The sequence below is a fragment of the Paraburkholderia sp. BR10954 genome, assembly GCF_040965775.1.
GTDB lineage: Bacteria > Pseudomonadota > Gammaproteobacteria > Burkholderiales > Burkholderiaceae > Paraburkholderia > Paraburkholderia youngii.
Window position 1 is genome coordinate 1 of record NZ_JBFRCK010000225.1, and the last position, 456, is coordinate 456.

Consider the following 456-nt stretch of genomic DNA (forward strand, 5'->3'; position numbering starts at 1 on the left):
GGTCGTGGAGGGTTGACGAGACGTACCTGAAGATCCGGGGCAAATGGGTTTATCTATATCGGGCGGTGGATCGGGACGGCCAGACGGTAGACTTCATGCTCAGGTCCAAGCGCGATGTGGCCGCGGCGAAAGCCTTTTTCGGCAAGGCGGTCAAACATCAAGGCCGGCCACCGGAGACGGTCACCCTCGATGGGTATGCTGCGTCGCACCGGGCCGTGCGTGAGATGAAAATTGACGGCCTGCTTCCCGAGGACACGAAGGTGCGCTCTTCGAAGTATCTCAATAATCTGATCGAACAGGACCATCGTCACATCAAATCAAGAACGAACGTGATGCCTGGATTCAAACGGTTCAGAAGTGCCGCGATCACGATTTCAGGCATCGAGTTGATGCATCGCATTCGCAAGGCGCAGTTCGACCTCTGCGCGCTCAGGCTCAGCGATACCACCGCGCCCG

Annotated in this window: 1 protein-coding gene; it reads left to right on the forward strand. The window is 57.7% G+C overall.

What is annotated here, in order from left to right; all coding sequences use genetic code 11:
* Positions 1-456: IS6 family transposase (locus AB4Y34_RS41990; RefSeq protein WP_368719323.1), on the forward strand; the 456-nt coding region annotated here is incomplete at both ends.